The following is a 17762-nucleotide window of genomic DNA, read 5'->3' as shown; positions in this document are numbered from 1 at the left end:
CGCGCACCCACGCTCGCGCGACGGTCCGGGTTCCTTCGCGCTTCACAGTTCCGCCATGAGCAGACCGCTGAGGTCCCCGGCGGCTCCGGCACCGAGTACCTGCTCAGCCCAGATGATCTTCCCGCGGTCGGTGTACCGGGTTCCCCAGCGGCGGGACAGCTGCGCGACGAGAAACAGACCACGGCCCCCCTCGTCGGTGAAGGTGGCGCGGCGCAGGTGCGGGGAGGTGCTGCTGCCGTCGGCGACCTCGCAGATCAGGCTGTCGCGGTCGTGCAGCAGTCGCAGACGGATGGGGCTCTTTCCGTACCGGATGGCGTTCGTGACCAGTTCGCTGAGGATCAGCTCGGTCGTGAAGGCGGCCTCGCCGAGCCCCCAGGCTGCCAGCCTGCGGGTGGCCTCGGCGCGGACTCGGGGGACGGCCGCGGGGTCGTCGGGCACCTCCCACTCCGCGACCTGCTCCGGGTCGAGCAGCCGGGTGCGTGCGACGAGCAGGGCGACATCGTCATTCGACCTGGTGCGCAGCATCGCGTCGAGCACCGCCCGGCAGGTGTCGTCCGGGGAGGCGCCGTCCGTATGGGCGAGCGCCTCCCTCAGCATGCCGAGCCCGATGTCGATGTCGCGGTCCCGGGTCTCGACCAGGCCGTCGGTGTAGAGGACCAGTCGGCTGTTGGCGGCCAGCCGGAGGTCGGCCGTCTCGACCGGCAGACCTCCTCCCGCGCCGAGTGGCGGGGCGACGGGGATGTCGGGGAAGGTCACGGAGCCGTCGGGCGAGACCAGCGCCGGACCGGGATGACCGGCCCGGGCGAGAACGCACCGCCCGGAGACCGGATCGTAGACCGCATACAGGCAGGTGGCACCGGTGACCGTATCGGTCTTGCCCTGGGCTGCCGCGTCCTGGTCGATCTGGGTGATCAGTTCGTCCAGGTGCGCGACAAGCTCGTCCGGAGGCAGGTCCAGGGCGGCGAAATTGTGCACTGCGGTCCTCAGACGACCCATCGTCGCGGCGGCGTGCAGACCGTGTCCGACGACGTCGCCGACCACCAGGGCCACCCGGGCCCCCGGCAGCGGGATGACGTCGTACCAGTCGCCGCCGACTCCCGCCTGGGCGGGCAGGTACCGGTGCCCGACCTCCAAGGCGGACACCTCGGGGAGTGCGCCGGGCAGCAGGCTGCGCTGGAGGGTGACGGCCGTGGTGTGCTCGCGGGTGTAGCGGCGCGCGTTGTCGATGCACACGGCAGTCCGGGCGGCGAGTTCCTCGGCGGGGGACAGGTCGTCCGACTCGAAGGGATCCTGCTCCGAACGCCAGAACTCCACGACCCCGAGCAATTGGCCTCGGGCCTGGAGCGGCACCGAGATCATGGAGTGGATACCGTAGGTGATGACTTTCTGGGCCCGCTCCGGGTTCTGGGCCCGCCATCGGTCGGCCGTGTCGAGGTGCGCCACCAGGACCGGCCGGCCGGTGGTCATACCGATGGCCACGGGGTTGTCGGGTGCGTAGCGCATATGCGTCCCGACGGGGTAAAGGGGCGCATCCTCCCGGATGCCCGCGGCTGCGATGCGGCGCATGTCCAAACGCGGCCCCGTCGGTTCATCACCGAGCAGCACGGGCTCCACCAGTTCGACGGTGGCGAAGTCGGCGAAGCGCGGGACCGCCACCTCGGTCAGCTCCTCGGCGGTGCGCTTCATGTCGAGGGTGGTACCGATCCGTGTGCTGGCCTCGTAGAGCAGCTGCAGGCGTCCGCCGGCCACGTCCGCTCGGCCCGCGAGGGCGCGCAGCTCCGTGGTGTCCCGCAGGGTGGCCACGCTGCCCCCCTTCGGGCCCACCGGCCGCACGTTGACCGCGAGCAGGATGTCCCCGGCCAGGAAGACCTTGTCCGTGGCCGCCCGGCCCGATCCCAGCAGTCCGGCCAGGGCCGGGCTCAGCCCGAGGTCGGTGACCGGCCTGCCCTCGGCCTTCGGCGGCAGTGCGAGCAGTCGGCGCGCCTCGTCGTTGACCAGCAGCAGCCTTCCGTCACCGTCCAGAATGATCACGCCTTCACGGACCGCGTGCAGCACGGCGTCGTGGTGCTCGTACATGCGGGTCATCTCCACGGGGTCCAGGCCCCGGGTCTGGCGCCGCAAGCGCCCGCTGACCAGTGCCGACCCACCGGCGGCCAACAGCAGCGCGACACCGCCGGCGGCGAAGACCACCGGAAGTTGCTCCTGCACCACACTGGTCACCTTGTCCACCGTGACGCCCACGGTGACGAGGCCGACCGCGGTCCCGTTCTCGTCGAAGACGGCCACCGTCGAGTCGACCGCCTTGCCCAGACTGCTGTCGAATGTGGTCTGGTGGGGCTCGCCTTCGAGCGCCTCGCCGTAGGAGGTGGAGACGTGCTTCCCGATCTGGTCCGGGTCCGGGTGGGTCCACCGGAACCCGTACGGGCTCAGCGCTACGACGTAGTCGACGCCGGTCTCCTTGCGTACCGCCTCGGCACGGGGCTGGAGTGCCGCCGTCGGGTCATCGCTCGTCATCGCCTCCGCGGTGCCGGAGGCGTTCGCGAACGCCTCGGCCGCCACCAGTGACCGGTCGCCGGCCTCCTGGATCGCACGGTTGCGGTCCTGGATCACGAGCGCCACCACGGCCGTGGCGATGAGCACCAGGACGACCACCAGTTGCAACAGGAAGACCTGACCGGCGACGCTGCGCGGCTTCAGCAACGACAGCACACGTCGGCCGGCCGAATGGTGACGGGCCTCCGGGCCGGATTCCGGCGGCCCGGCCTTCGGCGGCACTCGGTCGCCCCGTCGGCTCGCCAGGACGTATCGCCCAAGTCTGCCCATTTTCTCAGTATCAGTGACCGGCCCGGCGGGCGCGGCTCAGGACGGGCCCGCCGGGCCGGTGCCGCGGCAAGCGGGGGAGTCGTCCGTATACGGACCCGGCGGCGGACACGGCGCAGCATCCCGGTCCCGCACCCGGCGGCCCGCCCAGGCCCGAAGCGAACCGGACCGAATCGCGATCCGCGCAACATGGATGCGGCCGGAGCTTAACGCGCCGCCGAAGGGGCTGCTCTGGTCGTACGGCCGCGCCTGCTCGCCCTGCCGGATGGGGTGGTCGCAGGCATGCCGACGCCGGTCAGCGTCTCGTCGTGTTCGCACAAAGCCGACAGCGACCGCGAGCCAGCGGGCGTGGACGACCGCCTTCGTCAACGGCCCCTGGACGGCGCCCCGCTTCCGGCGTGCCTCATCCCCGCAGACGAGCGCGCAACACCTCGACGAAGGGCGGCACGTCGCGCCGGCCAACCCTGCGTCCGGCAGCGGCTCGTGGAGTGCTGGCGGGCGCGGGTGAACGTTCGTCGTGGAGCCGTGTTCCGAGGGCGAGGCGGGGGCGGTCAAGTACAGGGGCGGACCGTGTCGCGGTGGGAGGGCAGCACTGTGTGGCGGGCGCTGTGCTTTGACGCTGGCGGCGCTGGTGGTCGTGGTCAGAAGAGATCCTGCTGCAGCAGATCACGCAATCGCCGCAGTGTGCGGCGGCGGGTTTGCGCCCGGGCGAGGACCAGCCCTGCGGCGGTGGTGATGAGGGCGAGGCCGGCCAGGGCAGTGGTCAGTGTCGGCATCGTGGTGCCGCGTGCTGCACCCAGAGCGGTCCCAGCGACTGCCGTCACTGTGCTCACCGCGAGTGCGAGCCGGGCTGCCCACACCTGGTCGTGTGCGTACAGCGGTCGGCGCCTGCTCACGACCCAGCCGACGGCGATCAGTCCGGAGAAGGCTGCATGGGTGCGTGCGGGCAGCAGCTGCGGCTTCCTGTGCCCAGCGTCAGGACGTTCCAGGCGTGGTGGAAGGTGTTCTGGACGACCATGTTGTTCGCGGGTGCCCCGGCGGCGATGCCGGCGAAATCGCCGGGGTAGCGCTGGGCCTCCATGAGGCCTCACGGCCGCCGTCGGAGCAGCCGGTGAAGTAGGAGTAGGCGGGCGCTTGCCGTAGAACTTGGTGATGAGCGCCTTGTCGACCTGCGAGGTGACGTGCACGCCCCGGTAGGCGAAGTCGATCTGCGCCTGTGGGTTGTTCAGCGCCCAGAAGCCGTCGTTCAGGCCTTGGTGGCCACCCATGTCGGTGGTGGCGCGGGCGACGCTGCCGTCCTTGACGACCAGGTAGGTGGACGCCTGGCCGTAGTTGATGCTCGCGCTGCCGCACAGGCCGCCGCAGCCGGTCTGGACGCAGCGCTGCGTCCAGCCGTTGACCGGGAAGGCGCAGGGCAACGGTGTTCGCCGGGGCGATGCTTCCGCGCACTTCGCAGTAGGGCGCCGACGCTCCGGTGGTCACGACTTTCGCGGAGGAGATTGTCACCGGGGCGTCGGGTGACGCCGTCGAGGTCGAGGCCCAGCACGCTCGCGCAGTCCATCACGGAAGCACCGCGGGCAGATCCACCAGGCCGTCCGCCGTGACCGTGAGGCGCGAGGTCTCCGCGCTGCTCGCGGAACTCGCACTCGTGGGGGTACGAGGACGGCCGTGAGCATCGCCGCCGTTGCCGCGCCGGCGGCTGCGGCCGCTCTCGTGCGACTGCGGACCAAGGATCAACGTCGTGGCTCGCCACTGCGGCTGATATCAGGCAAAGGCGTTCGGAGGCGGACGGGAACGTCACCTGGGGCCGACCAGTCGGCCCGTATCGCAGTGAACTCGGGCCGGAGCGGTCCCTGTTGATGGTCTCGGGCGGCGCGGCCACCACCACTGACGGGGTGGGGGTTTATCCGGGGGGCGCTGGGGCATTCGTTGTGTGCCTGAGTGGCCGTGGGAAGGAGGCTGCGGGCACGGTGGGACCCGTGCCCGCAGCCTCAACGTCCGTGCCAGGCATGCCGTTTGTGGTTTCACTCTCCGACCTCACCTGCCGGTGGCAGCTGTTCGTCGGGCACGACGTTCACCGCGGCCTCCTCCGCCCCCGTCGCCGCACCCTCGGTGGCGTCTGTCCGCGCGCCCTCGTCCGGCGCCGTCACGTCGGGTACCTCCTGCTCCAGCCTCTCGTCGAGGGACTCGCCCTCGTGTTGCTCGGACGCCGTGGTGCCTGCTTTGGTGACACTCATCGGCTCGTCCGGCGGGGAGTAGCCCTCGTCGAGCATGTCGTCGTACGTGCGCTCGTCCACCGCGTCCTGAAGGTCCAGTGGAGCGGCGTCCTCCTGCTCTTCGTTGGTCCCCGTGGGCTGATAGACGTCGTCCGCCATGCTCGCCTCGCTCATCTTCGGCTCCTGGGGTCGGTGGTCGGTTTCCGCGCCGCGGGGGGCGCAGGCCGGGTTCCCCTCAGTCCTGGTGGAAACCCGCCGACGTCTTCGGTGGCCCCTTCGGGCCTGGTCACAGCGCCAGTGACAGCGCGAAGGCGACGAAGAACGCCGCGCACAGTACGACCACGATCATGATGATGATCAGCGGGCCTTTGGCCCAGCCCTTCGCCGGGTTGTACGTCTCCTGCGGTCCCGCCCAGGGCGTGCTGCCCTCGGCGGGCGGCGTCTCGCCGGCCGGCACGCCCCCGCCGGGCTCCAGACCGGGAGTACTGCGGGGGTCCGGATCAGGATTCTTCTCGTTCATTTCTCGTGCCTCTCCATGTGGAGACCGCGATCCTCGGCTCCCGGGGGACAAGGCCTTGCGGTCGCCGCGTACCCGCACCTGAGGACTCCAAGAGTCTGCATCGGTCGTCTCTCGTCCGTGCCTGCCTCCCAAGGCCTCACATGACGCAGGTCACGGTGAATGCAGGAGATGCTTCGTCAAGCGGGTCAGGCGGGGCTCGACCACGATGCGGTCCGCCGGGCCGGAAGCCGGGGCTCCACCCGAGGACTACTCCCATCTCGTGTTCGTCTGTGGTCCGCTGCACGGGCCGCAGATCGCAGAGCTGCATCAGCGGTTCGAGCACTGCGTACGGATCGCCGTGGGTGTCTCCGTCATCGACGCCGGCAGCCCGGCCGTCACCGGGTTCCACCGGGTGCTGGCGCGGGACGCCCCAGGCGCCGGGCCCCACTCCGGACCTGGCGGCCCGCGCTCCCGCCCCACCCGTCGTCGGGGTGATGCTCACCCACGGCCAGCGCGAGTACGGCGCACGCCGACCGCACGCGCGGGTCGCCGACGAGGTAGCACGCTGGCTGTCCGACCGGGACTGTGCCCGCCTGGAGCTGGAGACCCGGCTCGACGTGCACGACTGGCGGCTGAGTACGACAACTGCCCAGTTGGAGGCCGTGCTTTCGCGGCTCGACCTGGTCGTAACCGACCGGCTTCACGGCATGGTGCTCGCTCTGCGGGCGGGAGTTCCCGCGGTGGCCGTCGACCCGGTCGAGGGCGGCGCGCAGGTGACGGCGCAGGCACGCGTCTGCGGCTGGCCCGCGTTGGTGCCCGCCGAACGGCTCGACGCGTCGGCGCTGGATCATTGGTGGGACTGGTGCGCGACCTCCGGCCGCGACCTCGCCCAGGAGATCGGTGTCAGGTTCCGACGGGGTGGCACATCGGACTGCGCGGACGGCCTTCTCCGAGCTCTTGCCGACGATGCACGCCCATCCTCCCGAAGCGCCCCACCTGTGGGTCGACGACCGCGCCCGACGTTTCTCGGGGCTGCGAACGGACACTCGGTGGGGAGCATGAGCCCTATGGGGCGAAGGAAACAACCGGACCGCGACGGTCCGGACGCAGAAAGTGGATGAACCGCCGTGACTGTGGAAGCCAGGAAGACGCCCGCCGTCCGTCGAGACGAAACGGGCTGGGCGAGGGCACGCCGTGTGCGTGAGCAGAGCATACGTACCTGCGAGCGTGCGACGATCGACGGCGACACGGGTCAGATGCGGCGTGGGGAGGACTGGAACGTCGTGCGGGGCGAGGACTGAGGCACTGTCACATCGGACGGTCGCCCGATGGTGTTGCTCGTTCAGCGGTGATCCTCGTTCCGGAGCATGCGCACGACGGCTCGTTCAGGGAGGCATGCGTGGCGGAGTTGCCGTAGACGTCCTGCTCACCCAGATGTGGCAGCACCGCGGCGATCGTCACTCCCTCCTCCCACCACTGGAGACCCGCGACTGGCCCCGCAACTGACCTACATCTGGCTCCCACACTCACTAACGAAGCCACCGGCGCCGTGTTCAAGCCCGGCACCTGCAACAACAACGACCCCTGGACCGGCACCACTTCACTCAAGCCGGCCGGCGTCTGGATCCGCGACCGGATCAGGACGCCGGACTCCTTCCCCACGAGCTGAGCAGGGCAGGACCCCACTGGCGGAGCCGGAGGCCGACAACGGACCTCCGGCTCCGCCCACCGCTCGTGGCGTAACCTCGGTTGTCCACCCACCGTCGACCGCCCCGAGAGGTACGTCTGTCATGTCCGGCCCCCAGTCCGTGGACCGTGCCCTGGCCTTGCTCGACGCGGTGGCCGATGCTGCGGGGCCGGTGAGCGCGAAGGCACTGGCGCGACGGGTGGGCTGCTCGCTGTCGACGGCGTACCACCTGCTGGGGCCGCTGACGGAACGCGGTCACCTGGTGCGAGGACCGCGCGGATACGCGCTCGGCCCCCGTGTACCCGCCCTGCACCGCTCCTTCCAGCGCCAGCTGGGTGTCCACAGCGCGGTCGGCACCCTGCTGTCGCAGGTGCGGCGGGCCACCGGTGCGGAGACGTACTTCACCGCGTACAGCGACGGACGTATCACCGTCGTCGACACCACGGCACCGCCCGCGGATGACGGGCACCCCTTCCCACCCGGCCCCGAGACCCGGGCCCACGCCACCGCACACGGCAAGGTGCTGCTGGCGCAGCTGCCGCGGGCGGCACGCCGCCGCTATCTGACCGACCACGGGATGGCCCGGTTCACGGCGCGCACGATCACGGACGCGGAGCGCTTCGAGTCGGAGGTGACGGGTGTACGCCACCGCGGCGTGGCCGTCTCCGTCGGCGAGGCCGACCCGCACTACACCTGCGTTGCGGTGCCGCTGCCCGGCACCCCCGGCCGGGCGCTGTCCGTCTCCCTGCCGCGCGCCGCGTTCCTGCGCCGCCGCGACGAGGTGACCGGTGCCCTCGCCCTCGCCGCGACCGCGTTTCCGACGGTGCCGGAATGACACCCGCTCCGTCTGGCCGGGGTCGGCGGTACGCTCCAGGGTGGAGGCATGATCTTCATTGCCGTACGATTCACTGTCCGGCCTGATTCCGCTGACACGTGGCTGTCGCTGGTCGGGCCCTTCACCGAAGCCACCCGCGCCGAGCCGGGGAACGTCTTCTTCGACTGGTCGCGCAGTGTCGACGCCCCGAACAGGTTCACCCTGCTGGAGGCTTTCACGGACGAGGCCGCGGGTGCCGCCCACGTCGGGTCCGAGCACTTCAGGGCCGGGCTGGCCGCGATGGCCGGTGCCATCGCCGAGACCCCCGAGATCATCAACGTGAACGTGCCCGACCAGCACGGATGGGGCGCGATGGCCGAGCTGTCACCACAGGGCTGAGGCCCCGGCCCCGGGTTGGCCCCCGCGTGCCGGGAGTCCGCCCCGCGGCCGGGTCAGTCGCCCTGCGGCCGGCGGATGTCCCCCGTGCCGAGTGTGATCACGGGGCCTGCGCCGGACCGCGACCGCCAAGCTCGACCTGGTCGACTTCGGACGCAACCCGCAGGCCCGTCAGTTCGGCCGGTACGGCACGCTCAACGTCCGCTACGGCAAGGCCAAGGAGGGCCGGCCGCCGCGGCGCCGGAACGTCTTGTCGGTGATGGACTGGACCGTCGAGGCAGTGGCTGACTACGTGGAGAACGTCCGCCCGCGCTTCGGATTCCCCGCCCATCCCGCTCTGTGGATCACCGAACGAGGTGGCCGCCTCCGGCCAGGCTCGATCAACGACCGGTTCGAGGCATTCCGAGACGCCCTTGGCTTGCCGAAAGAGCTGGTCCCGCACTCCTTGCGGCATTCGTACGCCACGCATCTGACCGAGGGCGGGGTGGACCGACGCTTCGTCCGGCTTCTCTTGATAGTCGGACCGATCGAGCGCTACCTGGCCTACCTGACCGACATCGAGCGGTCACCCAACACGGTCAAGGCACACGCGCACGATCTGAAGGACTGGTTCGTCTTCCTCGACCGGCGCGGCCTGGACTGGCGCGAGGTCCGGCTGGGGCGAGTTCGTCGCCTGGCTCCGGCTGCCGCCTGCGGGCTGGAATGGCGGTGTGACGCTGCTGCCCTCGGCGAAGCATCACTGCGGGGTCACCACGGTCAACCGGAAGCTGTCCGCGGTCAGCGGTCTGTACGTCTTCCACGCCCGTCACGGTGTGGACCTCGGCGATCTCGTCATCGAGTTGCAGCCGGTCCGCGCCCGCCGCATGGGCCGGAAGCCGTTCTTGTATCACCTGGCCGGCGGCCAGCCGGAGTGGCGCCGCACGATCAAGCTGAAGACACCCCGCACACATCGCGAAGGTGACCGGCCGCGGTGGGTGCGGGCTTGGCGCGCGCTTCCGTCGGCCGGTCCCCCGCCTCCGTCAGCGAGTGTCACCTCTCTCGGCCCGTCCCCAGGTCGCCGTCCCCGTGCATCCCAGGCCGCCTCAAGCCCGCCCATGCGCCTCCTGCGACCGTCGTGCCAGCGCATCGATGACCACGGCGGCGAACAGCACCCCACCCGTGATCATGAACTGGACGGCGGTGGGGGTGTCCGTGATCACCATGCCGGAGGCGATCGACTGGATGACCAGCATGCCCAGCACCGCGGACCAGGTCGTACCCCGTCCGCCGAAGAGGCTGGTGCCGCCGATGACGGCCGCCGCGATGGCGTTGAGCAGCAGCAGACCAGAGCCCGCGCCCTGACTCACCGAGGTGATGCGCGAGGCCAGGAAGAGACCGCCGATCGCGGCCATGGTGCCGGAGACGGCGAGTACGGCGGTCTGCACACCCGTCACATTGAGGCTGGCGCGACGGGTCGCCTCGATGCTGCCGCCGAGCGCGTAAACCTGACGCCCGTAGTGCGTGCGGCGCAGCACGATGTCGAGGCCGGCCACCACCACGAGGAGGATCAGCAGGGCGAGCGGCAGCCCCTGGAACCGGTTGAGCAGGTACGCGGCGGTGAACGCCACCGCCGCGAGCACCGCCGTACGCACGACGATTACCCGGAACGAGCGGTGCGGCATGCCCACCGCCATGCGTCGCCGCCGGCCGTGGTGGGACACGAGGAAGACCAGGCCCGTGGCGACCGCCGCCACGCTGTAGGCGGCGGCGTCGTTGGTGAAGTAGTGGCTCGTCAGCTTGGCGACGAGCCCGTTCTCGTCGAGGTTGACGGTGCCGCTGGTCCCCAGGATGTAGAGCATGAGGCCGTTGAAGGTCAGCAGCCCCGCGAGGGTGACGACGAAGGCCGGCACCCGGGTCTTGGCGACGGAGTAGCCCTGCACCGTCCCCGCCACGGTGCCGGAGAGCACCGCGAGGACGAGGGCGAGCCATTCGGGCACGCCGTGGTTCACGTTCAGAACGGCGAAGAGGGCGGCAGCGAGGCCGCTGATCGAGCCGACCGACAGGTCCAGTTCACCGATCAGCAGCACGAAGACGATGCCGACGGCGATCAGGCCCGTACCCACGATGTCCACGCTGAGATTGGACAGGTTCCGGGGTGACAGGAAGCTGTCGTTGAGGGACTGGAAGGTGATCCAGACGGCCGCGAGGACCAGGACGACCGGGAGCGAGCCCAGCTCTCCCGCGCTGAGCTTGCGCCGCAGGACCACGACGCCGCCTTCGATGACCTGGGCGAGGGCCGCCGCGCGGGGCGGCCGGCGGGTCTTGGTGGTGGGCGCGGGGGGTGCGGCCCGCGTGCCGTCGGCCTCGCTGTGCATCCCGTTCACCACCCTGCCTCCTGGTGGGCCATCCGGCGGGGCACGTTCTCTGTGGCGCCGGTGATGGAGGCGATGATCTGTTCCTGGGGCGCGGTGTTCACGTCGAAGAAGCCGTTGTTGCGGCCGAGCCGCAGCACGGCGGCCCGGTCCGCCAGAGCCTTGACATCGCCCATGTTGTGGCTGATCAGCAGCACTGCGAGGCCGCGGTCGCGGAGCTGGTCCACGAGGTCGAGGACCTCGCTGGTCTGCTCGAACCCCAGCGCGGCGGTCGGTTCGTCCAGGAGGAGGATCCGCGGGTCGCCGAGGAGCGAGCGGGCGATGGCGACCGTCTGCCGCTGGCCGCTGGACAGTGAGACGACGGGGGCGCGCAGATCTGGGACCCCCCTGGTCAGACGCTCCAGCAGCTGACTGGTGCGACGCTCCATCTCGACCTCGTCGAGGAAACCGAATCTGCGGATCTCCCGGCCGAGGAAGAGATTGCCCACCACGTCGAGGTTCCCGCACAGCGCGAGGTCCTGGTAGACGGTGGCGATGCCCAGGTCCCGGGCGTCGTGCGGGCGCCTGATCTGGACCGGACTGCCCTCCCACTCGATGACGCCCTTGTCCGCCGGGGTGACTCCGGAGATCACCTTGACCAGGGTCGACTTGCCGGCGCCGTTGTCGCCCAGCAGTGCGACGACCTGCCCCGCGCGGAGCTCCAGCTCGATGTCGGTGAGGACCTCGACGACCCCGAAGCGCTTGCACACGCCGCGCAGTGCCAGCAAGGGGGGACTCGCCACGAACACCATCTCCTTCCCACGACCGGTCCGGCGGCGGGACCGCCCGGTCAGGTGAGTCCGGCCCTGGCGCAGGCGGCGTCGAGTTGCGGGGTGCAGATCTGCCGGATCGTGTACACACCGTCCTTCACCAGGGTGTCCTCGATGGTCTCGACGGTCACGGACACAGGGGTGAGCAGAACTGCCGGGACCGTGCTCCCCGTGCTGGTCCGCACCGTGTCCTCGGCGACCCGGTCGAGGCTCTCGTTGCGGGCCGCGGCCACGGCCAGCGCGGCACCGGCGGAGGCCTCGGGCGCGAAGGGCTTGTAGACGGTCATGTACTGCTCGCCGGCCACGATCCGCTGCACGGCTCCGAGCTCGGCGTCCTGTCCGGTGATCGGGGGCAGCGGGTCGACCTTGTTGGCCTTGAGGGCGGAGATGCTGCCGGCCGCGAGGCCGTCGTTGGCGGCGTAGACCCCGTCGATGTTGTCGGCGCCGAGCGCGGAGATGGCGCCGGACATGTTCATGTGGGCCACCTCGGTCCGCCACTGGCGGGTGTCGTACTGCTTGGAGATCTCGACCTTGCCCTCGAGCTCGGACAGGGCGCCCTTCTTGAACGACACCGCGTTGGGGTCGCTGGGGTCGCCGTTCATCATGACGATTCGCTTGTCGGCCGCCCCGTCGCCCATGGCCCGCAGCAGCGCCCTGCCCTGGAGCCTGCCGACCTCCTCGCCGTCGAAGGAGGCGTAACCGGAGATGGGGCCCTCGGCGAGACGGTCGTAGGCGATGACGGGGATGCCCGCCTCGTCCGCCTTCGCGACCGTGGGGCGCAGTGAGCGGGAGTCGACGGCCACGAGCACGATGGCGTCGACGCCCTCGGCGATCATCGAGTCCATCTGGGCCTGCTGGATGGCCACGTCGCTCTTGGCGTTGGCGTGCTCAACCTCGCAGTCCGCGCACAGCTCCTTGATCTGTTGGTCGAGCAGCGGCCTGTCGTTCGTCTCCCAGCGGGCTGTGGTGGCGTCCGGCAGCAGTACACCGATCCTCGGCCCGTTCCCCTCGCCGGAGTCGTTCCCTCCGCCGTCTCCGCAGGCCGCGAGCGCAGCGGCCGTGGCGGCCGCGATCACGGCGACGGCCGCCCCCCGTACGCAGGCCTTCATGCGAGAGACCTCCCTTTCCGTGACCTCGCGGGGTGAGGAGGGCGTCAACGACGAACAGTCGGGATGCCGACGCCGAACATCACGGCGACCATGCTGGGTGAGATTAGGGAACATAGTGTGCTAAAAGCGTCAAGACGACTATGTCGCAAGTGTGGCACCGGGTGCGTTGAACTGCGAACGGTGCCGGTGCGGGGTCCGATCGGTGCCTGATTCATTCTGACCTGTCAGCTTCGATCCCATATGAGACGCTGGTAGCGGAGCGCCCTGATCTCAGTCTGTCGGCACCTGTGGCCTGGGACGGAGGAAGGTGCGGACATGCCTCATGACGGCCGTGCCCGGACCGGCGTCTCACAGCTGCGGGCATCTCAGGCCGGGGCCGCGGGCACCGGTTCATCGCCTCCGGAGCGCGCTGCCACCCCGGGGGAGCGGGCCCTGGCGTTCGCCGGAGCGGCACTGGCGGCTGTCTACGTGCCCGGCGCCGGGGGTGAGGAGCTCCGGCTGGCGGAGACGGCCGGAGCCGGAGCTGCCCAGTACGGCCTGCCGGAGCTGCTGCCCCTGTCCGGCGGCTCACCCGCGGCGGAAGCCCTCCGCACCGACCGGCCGCTGTGGCTGAACGCGGCGGCCCTTGCTGCCTACGAGGGCGGGCCGACACCGCCGGTGGCGTCACTCGGTGCCCTGCCCCTGATGGCAGAGGGCAGACGGCTGGGCTGCCTCGTCGTGGTGGGGGCATCCGCGGACGGATTCGACGCCGAGCAGCGGCGCTTCCTGGAGCGGTACGCCGACGCGGTCGCCAACCAGCTCCGGGCGGGGGCCGATCGCCCCGAACCACCGGCGCCGCTGGCCCCCGCCCAGCGAGCGCTGCGCGTCGGCTCCTTCGTCCTGGAGCCGGACACCGGCGTGATCGACGCGGACGAGACGCTGCTCGAGTTGGTCGGCATCACCCCGGCCGACTTCGACGGCAAGGCGGACACCCTGCTCGCGAACGCCCTCCCGGAGGACATGCACGCGCTGATGTCGGTCCTGGAGCCGTCCACCCCCGAGTCCGCCCGGCGCGAGCTGGAGTTCCGGGTCCGCCACCCCACGGGCGAGGTGCGCTGGCTGAGTCTGAGGTGCCGGATGGCGCCGAGCGCCGACGACCGGCCGCAACAGGTACTGGGCGTGGTGACGGCGACCTCACCGCAGCGCCGCAGCGCCGACGACGTGTCCCGGATCCAGTGGCTGACCGCCGCACTCGACGACGCCGCGACGGTCCAGGACGTCGCCCGCGTGGTCGTCACCGCACTGCGCGAACCGCTCGCCGCCGACCGGGTGGCGCTCGCCGAACTGCGCGAGGACCGGCTGGTGGTCATCGTGCTCGACCCGCCGCAGCCCGCCGCCTGGCCGGAGATCTGGCGTACCGAGTGGCGCTCCGAGTGGCCCGACGCCCCGGTCCGCGCCCTGCCCACCCTCCAACTGGCCCTGCGGGACGGGAGGATGGACCTGTGGCCCGCCGGCACGGCCCTCGAACCGGGGCTCGCGGGGATCGGCGCCGGAGGCCTGGCTGTGCTGCCGCTGCCCGCCAAGGGCGCAGTCGTCGGCGTGTGCCTGGTCGGCTGGGACCAGCCGCACGAGTTCGCCACCGAGGAGCGGTCCGTGCTCACCGCGACTGCCGCCCTGGTCGGACAGGCCCTCGAGCGGGCGCATGCGTACGACGCCGAGCAGGAGCTCGCGACGCTGCTCCAGCGCAGCCTGCTGCCCCGGCGCCTGCCCGAACTGCCCGGCGGGACAGCCGTCGCCCGCTATCTGCCCGCCCGGCGCGGGCTCCAGGTCGGCGGCGACTGGTACGACGTCATCGTCATCTCCGAGGACCGGGTCGCCCTGGTCATCGGCGACGTGCAGGGACACAGCGCCGGCGCCGCGACGATCATGGGCCAGATGCGCACCGCGGTCCGGGCGTACGCGGTGGAGGGCCACCCGCCGGACGTCGTCGTCTCCCACGCCAACCGGCTGCTCGTCGGCATGGAGACCGACCTCTTCGCCACCTGCTGCTACGTCGAACTGGACATGGAGGAGGGCAACGCCCTGTTCGTGCGGGCCGGGCACCTCTCCCCGCTGGTCCGCCACCCCGACGGCACCACCGAGGAGGTGCAGGTCGAGGGAGGGCTCCCGCTGGGCGTCCTCGCCGAGGCGGAGTTCCCGATGACCGCCGTGGCACTGACCCCTGGCACGGTGCTCGCCCTGGTCACCGACGGCCTCGTCGAGGCTGCCGATCTGCCCCTGGACGAGGGGATGGACCGGACCCGCGCCGCGCTCGCCGCGGCCGACCCGGCCGACACCGGGCGGATGGCCGACGACCTGCTCGGCGACGAGGGCCGCCGCGAGGACGACGTCGCGTTGTTGCTGCTGCGCTACGACGGCATGACCGCCCGGCCGATCCGGGCCGGCTGGGAGGTGTGGCGGCTGCCCGACGCAGTCATGCACGCCCGCCGTTTCACCGCGCGCACACTGCGCCGGTGGCAGGTAGCGGAAGCGGCAGACGGGGTTCTGCTGGTCGTGTCCGAACTGGTCACCAACGCCCTGGTCCACACACAGGGCTCGGTCCGCCTCGACCTGATCCTGCGCGGGGACCTGGTGCGCGTGAGCGTGACCGACGGCTCTCCGCGGGCGCCTGCCAAACCGGTGATCGTGGACTGGGAGTCGACCGGTGGCCGGGGCCTGCTGCTGGTCGAGGCGATGTCGGAGTCCTTCGGCTCCGTGCCGGTGGCCGGCGGCAAGCAGGTGTGGAGCGAGATCCGCGTGCCACGGCCCGAGCCGACGCCCGCGGACTCGGTGCCCCGAACGGACATAGGGGGCCTGCTGTGAGCATCCGTACCCGTACGCGGCACATCGTCGCGGCGCTCGTCGCCGGACTCATGACGATGTCCCTGGTCGCCTGCGGGGGAGAAGACGAGGCGGGCACGGACAGCTACACGATCGGCCTGCTGTTGCCGAACCGGGTGACCCCTCGCTGGGAGAAGTGGGACAAGCCGCTGATCGAGCAGCGGCTGAAGGAGCTGTGTCCTGGCTGCACCTTGGTGTACGCCAACGCCGGGGGCGACGTGGACAGGCAACGGCAACAGATGGCCTCCATGATCACCAAGGGGGTCAGGGTCCTGATCCTCGACCCCGCCGACAGCAAGGCGATGCGCTCCTCGGTCCAGGAGGCGCACAACGCGGGTGCCTCGGTCGTCGCCTATGACCGGCTGGCCGAAGGACCGATCTCGGGCTATGTCAGTTTCGACGGCGCGCAGGTCGGCAGGCTCCAGGGCGAGGCGCTGCTGAAGGCTATGGGGGGCGGCGGGAGCGTGGTCATGATGAACGGCGACCCGGTCAGCGCCAACGCGACATGGTTCCGCAAGGGCGCGATGTCCGTCATCGAGGGCAAGCTGAAGATCGTCAGGTCGTACGACACCGTGGCCTGGAGCACCGACAACGCCCACGCCAATATGTCCGCCGCCATCGCCGCCCTGGGCTCGGACCGGATCGGCGGCGTCCTGGCAGCCAACGACTCCATCGCCACAGGAGTCATTTCCGCCTTCAAGACGGCCGGCGTCAGGAAGCTTCCCCCCGTCACCGGTCAGGACGCCGACCTCGACGCCGTACAGCGCATAGTCAAGGGCGAGCAGTACATGACGGTGTACAAACCGTTCGCGGCGGAAGCCGCTGCGGTCGCCGATATGGCCGTCGCCCTGGGGCGTGGCGAGGACGTCCGCGATACGACGGCCACGACGACGGTGGACAGCGCCACCACCGAGGACATCCCGGCCGTACTGCTCACGCCGAGAGCGGTGACGGTCGGCGACATCAAGCAGACGCTGGTCAAGGACGGCGTCTACACCATCGAGCAGATCTGCACCCGAAAGCTCCGCCCCGCCTGCGCCCAGGCCGGACTCTCCCCGTGACGGGCCCGCGAAGCCGGACCGGCGGACGACCGAAGCGGCGGACGGCCGAGGCGGCAGTCGGGCGGCGGAACGCGTCCGCCGCCCGCCGCCCCCTGGGGCGTCTCCGCCTCAGGGCAACTCGGCCCGTGCCGGGCTGTCGTCGAGGAAGCCTCCCGACTGGTGCTGCCACAGCTTCGCGTAGGCGCCCTCCGCCGCGAGCAACTCGTCGTGGGTGCCCTCCTCGACGATCCGTCCGCGGTCGAGGACGACGAGCCGGTCCATGGTGGCGAGCGTGCTCAGCCGGTGTGCTACCACGAGCGCCGTCCGCCCCTCCATCAGCCGCCACAGCGCCTCCTGGACCAGGATCTCGCTCTCGGAGTCCAGGGCACTGGTGGCCTCGTCGAGCAGCAGGATCGGCGCGTCGCGCAGGATCGCCCGGGCGAGGGCGACCCGCTGGCGCTGCCCGCGCGGGTCTCTCGCGGATGGAGACGGCATCCTTGATCTGCGAACGTCATTGCCCGGAAACGGTGTTGTGGATGTTTCGCTGGTCGGGCGGCCTGATCGCAAGTGCTGCTGCAGTGCCTTGGCCAGCACCCTGCGGGCCTGCATGAACAGGGACTTGTAGATCGTCTCGTGGCTGATCCGCATCGCTGAGCCGGGCGGGTAGCTCTTCGCCAGGTGGCCGGCGATCTGTTCCTGCGCCCAGTCCTGCGCCGGCTTCTCCGCCACCAGTTCCCGCAGCTGGCTGGTTCACGGCCAGCAGGCACGGTTTGGGGCAGTCGCGCGCGGTCCCAGGCACGGTCCTCGGCGTCAACGGCCCGGTAGCGCCGGGGCCCTTGTTCCGCGCGATTTCCCGGCTGATCGAAGCGGCTCGCCCCAGAGTGCGGGCAATCTCGCGCATCGAGTCACCGCGGGCCAGACCGCGCGAGATCTGCTCGCGTTCCGCCGGCGTGAGATGGCAGGACCGCCGACGCCGAACCGGCGGAACGTACCCGCCGTTGGACTTGAGGATCGTGAAGATCGAACCCGGAGGGCGTCCCAGTGCCCGGGATATCTCGCTGATCGACTCACCTGCTTTCCAGCGGCCCCACAGCTCCAGCTTCTGCGCATCCGACATGCCCGGACGCCCCAACCTCGCCATCCAACACCTCCGGTACTTGTT

The 17762-nt window shown here is 70.8% G+C and carries 12 protein-coding genes and 4 pseudogenes; 7 read left to right on the top strand and 9 right to left on the bottom strand.

From position 1 onward, the window contains the following. Nucleotides 1-42: 42 nt before the first annotated feature. The 4 genes from H4N64_RS32805 to H4N64_RS32785 all read right to left on the bottom strand — a co-directional run bounded on the left by H4N64_RS32805 (nucleotide 43) and on the right by H4N64_RS32785 (nucleotide 5556). On the bottom strand, nucleotides 43-2823 hold the full coding sequence (locus H4N64_RS32805; RefSeq protein ID WP_260860111.1) for a SpoIIE family protein phosphatase: 2781 nt from the start codon (nucleotides 2821-2823) through the stop codon (nucleotides 43-45). Between the two features lie 638 nt (nucleotides 2824-3461). Further along, a complete protein-coding gene (locus tag H4N64_RS47140) occupies nucleotides 3462-4238 on the bottom strand; it encodes a tannase/feruloyl esterase family alpha/beta hydrolase (RefSeq protein ID WP_222109685.1) in 777 nt (258 codons plus the stop codon). A gap of 606 nt (nucleotides 4239-4844) precedes the next feature. After that, complete coding sequence (locus tag H4N64_RS32790) at nucleotides 4845-5210, bottom strand: hypothetical protein (protein WP_186286121.1); 366 nt, start codon at nucleotides 5208-5210, stop codon at nucleotides 4845-4847. Nucleotides 5211-5322: 112 nt separating this feature from the next. After that, complete coding sequence (locus tag H4N64_RS32785; protein ID WP_186286119.1) at nucleotides 5323-5556, bottom strand: DUF6480 family protein; 234 nt, start codon at nucleotides 5554-5556, stop codon at nucleotides 5323-5325. Nucleotides 5557-5677: 121 nt separating this feature from the next. On the opposite strand from H4N64_RS32785, the pseudogene H4N64_RS32780 reads away from it, so the two are divergent. The 5 genes and pseudogenes from H4N64_RS32780 to H4N64_RS45770 form a co-directional block, all read left to right on the top strand. Further along, nucleotides 5678-6500, top strand: a pseudogene (locus H4N64_RS32780) (polysaccharide pyruvyl transferase family protein); the annotation flags it as partial. A 575-nt stretch (nucleotides 6501-7075) separates the two neighbouring features. Beyond that, nucleotides 7076-7204, top strand: a pseudogene (locus H4N64_RS32775) (glycoside hydrolase family 5 protein); the annotation flags it as partial. Between the two features lie 121 nt (nucleotides 7205-7325). Further along, on the top strand, nucleotides 7326-8057 hold the full coding sequence (locus H4N64_RS32770; protein ID WP_186286117.1) for an IclR family transcriptional regulator: 732 nt from the start codon (nucleotides 7326-7328) through the stop codon (nucleotides 8055-8057). Nucleotides 8058-8105: 48 nt separating this feature from the next. Beyond that, nucleotides 8106-8435 carry a putative quinol monooxygenase gene (locus tag H4N64_RS32765; protein ID WP_186286116.1) on the top strand — a complete coding sequence of 110 codons (330 nt, stop codon included), beginning with the start codon at nucleotides 8106-8108 and terminating at the stop codon, nucleotides 8433-8435. A gap of 256 nt (nucleotides 8436-8691) precedes the next feature. Further along, entirely contained in the window at nucleotides 8692-9393 is a 702-nt protein-coding gene (locus H4N64_RS45770; RefSeq protein WP_418896311.1) for a tyrosine-type recombinase/integrase, read from the top strand. 121 nt (nucleotides 9394-9514) lie between these two features. Here H4N64_RS45770 and H4N64_RS32755 read toward each other — a convergent pair whose 3' ends face one another. The 3 genes from H4N64_RS32755 to H4N64_RS32745 are packed head-to-tail and all read right to left on the bottom strand — an operon-like array spanning nucleotide 9515 to nucleotide 12701. After that, the gene (locus tag H4N64_RS32755; protein ID WP_186286178.1) at nucleotides 9515-10786 is read right to left on the bottom strand and encodes a sugar ABC transporter permease; all 1272 of its coding nucleotides are present in this window, start codon (nucleotides 10784-10786) and stop codon (nucleotides 9515-9517) included. Nucleotides 10787-10791: 5 nt separating this feature from the next. Continuing rightward, nucleotides 10792-11574 (bottom strand): ATP-binding cassette domain-containing protein, encoded by a 783-nt coding sequence (locus tag H4N64_RS32750; protein ID WP_186286114.1) that lies wholly within the window; start codon nucleotides 11572-11574, stop codon nucleotides 10792-10794. A gap of 38 nt (nucleotides 11575-11612) precedes the next feature. After that, on the bottom strand, nucleotides 11613-12701 hold the full coding sequence (locus tag H4N64_RS32745) for a substrate-binding domain-containing protein (protein ID WP_186286112.1): 1089 nt from the start codon (nucleotides 12699-12701) through the stop codon (nucleotides 11613-11615). Nucleotides 12702-13016: 315 nt separating this feature from the next. On the opposite strand from H4N64_RS32745, the gene H4N64_RS32740 reads away from it, so the two are divergent. Beyond that, nucleotides 13017-15542 carry a SpoIIE family protein phosphatase gene (locus H4N64_RS32740; protein WP_186286110.1) on the top strand — a complete coding sequence of 842 codons (2526 nt, stop codon included), beginning with the start codon at nucleotides 13017-13019 and terminating at the stop codon, nucleotides 15540-15542. Between the two features lie 2 nt (nucleotides 15543-15544). Then, nucleotides 15545-16621 carry a sugar ABC transporter substrate-binding protein gene (locus H4N64_RS32735; protein WP_336246860.1) on the top strand — a complete coding sequence of 359 codons (1077 nt, stop codon included), beginning with the start codon at nucleotides 15545-15547 and terminating at the stop codon, nucleotides 16619-16621. 108 nt (nucleotides 16622-16729) lie between these two features. On the opposite strand, the pseudogene H4N64_RS32730 reads toward H4N64_RS32735, so the two are convergent. Continuing rightward, a pseudogene (locus H4N64_RS32730) lies at nucleotides 16730-17065 on the bottom strand (ATP-binding cassette domain-containing protein); the annotation flags it as partial. Nucleotides 17066-17114: 49 nt separating this feature from the next. Next, nucleotides 17115-17741, bottom strand: a pseudogene (locus tag H4N64_RS32725) (transposase); the annotation flags it as partial. Between the last annotated feature and the right edge of the window lie 21 nt (nucleotides 17742-17762).

Origin of the sequence: Streptomyces cupreus, assembly GCF_014257025.1 — a bacterium.
Lineage (GTDB): Bacteria > Actinomycetota > Actinomycetes > Streptomycetales > Streptomycetaceae > Streptomyces > Streptomyces cupreus.
This window is presented reverse-complemented; position numbering and strand designations above follow the sequence as displayed.

Excerpts from the sequence above, each read along its gene's own strand:
- H4N64_RS32765 (WP_186286116.1), top strand. The coding sequence starts at position 8,106 with ATGATCTTCATTGCCGTACGATTCACTGTCCGGCCTGATTCCGCTGAC.
- H4N64_RS32770 (WP_186286117.1), top strand. The coding sequence starts at position 7,326 with ATGTCCGGCCCCCAGTCCGTGGACCGTGCCCTGGCCTTGCTCGACGCG.
- H4N64_RS32740 (WP_186286110.1), top strand. The coding sequence starts at position 13,017 with ATGCCTCATGACGGCCGTGCCCGGACCGGCGTCTCACAGCTGCGGGCA.
- H4N64_RS32785 (WP_186286119.1), bottom strand. The coding sequence starts at position 5,556 with ATGAACGAGAAGAATCCTGATCCGGACCCCCGCAGTACTCCCGGTCTG.
- H4N64_RS32750 (WP_186286114.1), bottom strand. The coding sequence starts at position 11,574 with ATGGTGTTCGTGGCGAGTCCCCCCTTGCTGGCACTGCGCGGCGTGTGC.
- H4N64_RS32790 (WP_186286121.1), bottom strand. The coding sequence starts at position 5,210 with ATGAGCGAGGCGAGCATGGCGGACGACGTCTATCAGCCCACGGGGACC.
- H4N64_RS45770 (WP_418896311.1), top strand. The coding sequence starts at position 8,692 with ATGGACTGGACCGTCGAGGCAGTGGCTGACTACGTGGAGAACGTCCGC.
- H4N64_RS32745 (WP_186286112.1), bottom strand. The coding sequence starts at position 12,701 with ATGAAGGCCTGCGTACGGGGGGCGGCCGTCGCCGTGATCGCGGCCGCC.
- H4N64_RS32755 (WP_186286178.1), bottom strand. The coding sequence starts at position 10,786 with ATGCACAGCGAGGCCGACGGCACGCGGGCCGCACCCCCCGCGCCCACC.
- H4N64_RS32805 (WP_260860111.1), bottom strand. The coding sequence starts at position 2,823 with ATGGGCAGACTTGGGCGATACGTCCTGGCGAGCCGACGGGGCGACCGA.